Origin of the sequence: Phocaeicola faecium, assembly GCF_014837055.1 — a bacterium.
In the GTDB taxonomy this organism is placed as follows: Bacteria; Bacteroidota; Bacteroidia; order Bacteroidales; family Bacteroidaceae; genus Phocaeicola; species Phocaeicola gallinarum.
On the sequence record NZ_JACSPQ010000039.1, the window covers coordinates 1 to 441 of the forward strand.

The 441-nt window shown below is 63.0% G+C and carries 1 protein-coding gene; it reads right to left on the reverse strand.

Translation table 11 applies throughout. The annotated features are described in order from the left end of the window. Positions 1-441, reverse strand: a 441-nt coding sequence (locus tag H9626_RS15735) for a uroporphyrinogen decarboxylase/cobalamine-independent methonine synthase family protein (RefSeq protein WP_497801157.1), incomplete at both ends; no start/stop codon positions are given.

Consider the following 441-nt stretch of genomic DNA (forward strand, 5'->3'; position numbering starts at 1 on the left):
GTGTAGGGGCCCACGAGCACCGGCTTGGTGTGGATGCCGAGCGCCTTGGCCTCCTCGAACTCATCGAACGGCTTGGTGCCGTTGAGATGGATGTCGGTGGCGCTGTCGATCTCCGGCACCAGGTAGTGGTAGTTGGTGGTGAACCACTTCTTCATCGGCAGGGCCGTCACGTCGCCCTTGGGCCCCTGATAGCCGCGGGCCATCGCGAACAGCGTGTCCTCGGGGTTCTCGAAGGCCAGACGGTCATAGCGCTGCGGGATCACATTGAGTAGGATGGCGGTGTCCAGCACCTGATCGTAGTAGCTGAAGTCATTGCTCGGGATCAGATCGATGCCGGCCTCGGCCTGCAGCCGCCAATGGCGCTCGCGCAGCTCCTTGGCGGTGGCGCGCACCTGGTCCAGACCGTGCTTGCCTTTCCAATAACCCTCGATGGCCTTCTTC